A 3,175-nucleotide genomic window follows, 5' to 3' on the forward strand; every position below is an offset into this window, starting at 1 on the left:
AGGCCGAGGTTGCCCTCCTGGATGAGGTCGAGCAGGTCCATGCCCTGCGGGAGTGGGTAGCGGCGGGCGATGGAGACGACGAGACGGAGGTTGGACCGGATGAACCGATCCTTGGCCTTGGCGGCTTCGCGGACCTGCCGCTTGAGTGCGACACCGCGCTTTCCGTTGTCGAGCTGCTCCTGTGCGTCGCGGCCCTTCTCGATGACGCGGGACAGCTCGCGCTCGTCTTCGGCGGTCAGAAGGGGGACCTTGCCGATGTCGTTGAGGTAAAGACCGATGGAATCATTCATGATGCTTGTTACAACCATTCGTTGTGCTGGGGATTCCGGTTCCGCTTGTGCCTTGTGGCACACGGCCGGCGGCGGCAGGATCGTGGACTCGCCGCCGAGGCGACATGTGGGTGAGTGATCCGAGCGACGCGCGCTGATGGACGCAGGTTTCCCGAGGGAAACCGAATTGAAACCGGTAAGGGGGTGATTTGGGGGACAGTTGACAGTAACAGACGTGTCAAGCCCCCTCCTGGCAGGTATCCGCGCGACGTGCGGGTGAGCGAAAGACGACGATGGCAGTCCAGATTGCGTCGCTGTCTCGTAGGGTTGGCGCTCGTGTCCCGAGGCGAGACTCCGCAGCTCGATGATGGCGCGCCCACGCGCGTCGGCCTGTTCGGCGGGACCTTCGATCCACCGCACGTCGGGCACCTCGTCACGGCGATCAACGTGCACCATGCGCTCGACCTCGATCTGGTGATCATGATGGTGGCGAACGTTCCCTGGCAGAAGGACGGAAGTCGGGAGATCACCCCGGTCGAGGATCGGCTCGCCATGGTGTCGGCCGCTGTCGCGTCGGTTCCCGGGCTCGTACCGGGTCGACAGGAGATCGATTTGGGAGGGAACAGTTACACCGCGGACACCCTGAGCGTGCTCAGCCGGGAGTATCCGAGAGCCGAGCTGTTCACCATCGTCGGCGACGATGCGGCGGCCGGACTCCACACATGGGAGCGGAGCGCCGAAGTGCTCGCCCAGTCGCAGTTGGTGGTGGTCGATCGCCCGGGCGCGCCCGTCGTGCTCGACGCCGACGTCGACTGGATCCGCGTCGAGGTGCCCCGTCTCGAGGTGTCGAGTACCGACCTCCGGTCCCGATTCTCCGACGGTCGTCCGCTCGACTACCTCTTGACCAACCCGGTGCTCGAGGTGATCGACGAGCGTTCGCTGTACCTCGTGACCGAAGGGGGCCGAGGTTGACCGCGAGTTCCGACCGTCGACGTCGCTTCACCATCCTCGGAGCCGTGCTCGGTGGGCTCGGCATGGTCGCGCTCATCGTGATCTCGGTCGTCGCCGTCACGACGCTGCGGACGTCGCAGGAGGGTCGTGCGCCGGACCAGGAGACGCGTCCGGTCTCGAGTTTTCCCGCGACCCCGAACGCACTGATCGGCGTCGTCGACGACCTCGATCGGCTCACGTCGATCGCGGTGCTCACACTCGACCCGTCCGGGATCGGCGGCAGCGTCGTCGTGGTCCCGGTCAACGTCGACCGGACCAACGGGGTCGGAACCGAGCGGCTTCCGGTCAGCCGGCAGCCGTACTTGCCGGGTGACGAGGCACAGACCGCTGAGTTGATGTCCGAGATCGAACCGTTGTTGACCTTGACGATCGAACGCGGGCAGGTGGTCGGTCCGGGCGAACTCGAAGAGTTGCTCGTGCCCTTCGGTCCGTTCGAGGTGGATCTCTCCGAGTCGATCGTCGACTCCGACAGCCCGGGGACGGGTCGCGTGGTCTCGAGCGGCTCCTCGACCCTCGACGCGGAGGAGATGGCCGAGGGGCTCACCGCGATCGACGCCACGGAGACCTCCTACGACCATCACGAAACCGACGTCGAGTTGTGGGAGGCGATCGCGGCCACCGGTGGACCCGACGTGGATGTACCGCTCGGTCCCGACGATCGACCGGTCACCCCGGCGTCGTTCCGCGAACTGTGGGATCGCCTCTTCGCCGGCGAGGTCGGCGTGCGTGCGCTGGACATCGAGGAGCCATCTGCCCAGATCGCCGACAACGACACCGACGCGGACTTCGTCTTCGCCGACCGAGCCGACGCGCTGGTGGTGTTCGGTGCGGTGTCTCCGGCGCTGGTTCCGACCCCCAACGATTCACTGACGCTGTCGCTGGTCGTCGGATTCGACTCCGACGAGGTCGCAGAACTGGGGGAGACGGCAGGCGGTGCGCCGGTCACGAAGACGTGGCTCGCGCGCCGGTTCGTGAGCGAATTGCTGTTCGGGCAGGCGAACATCGTCGGCGTGGACCTTGCCGACACGCCCGAAGAGGTGCCGGCCGTGACGCAACTGCGGATCGCCGACGAATCGATGGAGAGCGCCGCGCGAGCGATGTCCGAGGGCTTCGAAGACGCCGAGGTCGTGGTCGCCGACGAACTGATCGACGGGATCGATGTGGTCGTGGTGCTCGGCGAAGACTTCTTGGAGTGGCGGGCGGAGGTGCTGGAGGACGAACGAGCCCGCGCCGAAGCGGCGGCCGAGGAGAATCAACGGTCCGACTTCGATGTCTCGGACTCGGGCGACTTCACGCCGAGCGACACGTCGGTTTCCGATGAATCTGCGGACCCCGATGACGCGTCGGATTCGAGTGACGACTCGGTTCCGGACACGAGCAGCGATACCGTCGCCGACGATGGCTGACACGGGAACGACGGGGATCGACGCGACGTCGGTCGATGACGACGAAGGCCGCTCACTCGCGCTCCTCGCCGCTCGAACAGCGGACGACAAGAAGGGCGACGACATCGTCGTGCTCGACGTCGGCAACGTCCTCGCGATCGCCGGATGGTTCGTCGTCGTCAGCGCTTCGAACAGTCGCCTGGTCGAATCACTCGCCCAGGACATCGAGTCCGCAGCCAAGGCCGACCTCGACCGGGCCCCGGCCCGCACCGAGGGCCACCGCGAGAAGCAGTGGGTGCTGCTCGACTACGGCGACGTCGTCGTGCACGTGTTCCACCAGGAAATGCGGGACTTCTACGAGATCGAGCGCCTCTACGGCGACGTTCCTCGTGTGAAGTGGAACTGACGCCGTTATCATCCGTCGTCGCAGAAAATGGGGCTATAGCTCAGTTGGTAGAGCGCTTCCATGGCATGGAAGAGGTCAGGAGTTCAATTCTCCTTAGCTCCACG

At 65.6% G+C, this 3,175-nt stretch carries 4 protein-coding genes and 1 tRNA gene; 4 read left to right on the top strand and 1 reads right to left on the bottom strand.

Going from position 1 to position 3,175, the window contains the following annotated elements; genetic code table 11:
- Nucleotides 1–290: sigma-70 factor domain-containing protein (locus ON45_RS12185; RefSeq protein ID WP_040494229.1), on the bottom strand; the 290-nt coding region annotated here is incomplete at its 3' end.
- Nucleotides 291–605: 315 nt separating this feature from the next.
- Between ON45_RS12185 and nadD the strand changes: the two genes are divergently transcribed.
- The 4 genes from nadD (at nucleotide 606) to ON45_RS12205 (ending at nucleotide 3,173) form a co-directional block, all read left to right on the top strand.
- A complete protein-coding gene (gene nadD, locus ON45_RS12190; protein WP_158412378.1) occupies nucleotides 606–1,241 on the top strand; it encodes a nicotinate-nucleotide adenylyltransferase in 636 nt (211 codons plus the stop codon).
- The gene (locus ON45_RS12195; RefSeq protein WP_040494230.1) at nucleotides 1,238–2,686 is read left to right on the top strand and encodes a hypothetical protein; all 1,449 of its coding nucleotides are present in this window, start codon (nucleotides 1,238–1,240) and stop codon (nucleotides 2,684–2,686) included. The genes nadD and ON45_RS12195 overlap by 4 nt, the downstream gene beginning before the upstream one ends.
- Complete coding sequence (rsfS, locus tag ON45_RS12200) at nucleotides 2,679–3,071, top strand: ribosome silencing factor (protein ID WP_083914868.1); 393 nt, start codon at nucleotides 2,679–2,681, stop codon at nucleotides 3,069–3,071. Before ON45_RS12195 ends, rsfS begins: the two co-directional genes overlap by 8 nt.
- Nucleotides 3,072–3,100: 29 nt before the next feature.
- A tRNA-Ala gene (locus ON45_RS12205) sits at nucleotides 3,101–3,173 on the top strand.
- Nucleotides 3,174–3,175: the final 2 nt, after the last annotated feature.

This window comes from Ilumatobacter nonamiensis YM16-303 (assembly GCF_000350145.1).
In the GTDB taxonomy this organism is placed as follows: Bacteria; Actinomycetota; Acidimicrobiia; order Acidimicrobiales; family Ilumatobacteraceae; genus Ilumatobacter_A; species Ilumatobacter_A nonamiensis.

What these genes read in the sequence shown, in the direction of transcription:
- rsfS (WP_083914868.1), top strand. Translation starts at nt 2,679, where the DNA reads ATGGCTGACACGGGAACGACGGGGATCGACGCGACGTCGGTCGATGAC.